Here is a 223-nt window from a genome sequence, read left to right as displayed (position 1 = left end):
ATGGGGATCATGCCGTACATTACCGCTTCGATTATTATGCAGCTGTTAGCGATGGATGTTGTTCCGACATTTACCCAGTGGCAAAAAGAAGGAGATATCGGACGTCGTAAAATTGCCCAGTTTACACGTTATTTTACGATTGTATTGGGTTTGATTCAGGCGGTGGGTCTCTCCATCGGTTTTAATGGAATGATGCCTGGCCTCGTACAGAATCCTTCTTTTA

Annotated in this window: 1 pseudogene; it reads left to right on the top strand. The window is 43.9% G+C overall.

Going from position 1 to position 223, the window contains the following annotated elements:
• Positions 1 to 223: pseudogene (locus tag LKX83_RS33260) on the top strand (preprotein translocase subunit SecY); the annotation flags it as partial.

The organism is Cohnella baijiui (genome assembly GCF_020731285.1).
GTDB lineage: Bacteria > Bacillota > Bacilli > Paenibacillales > Paenibacillaceae > Cohnella.
Note: the sequence above shows the minus strand (reverse complement) of the source record. Positions and strands in the feature narration are given on the sequence as shown.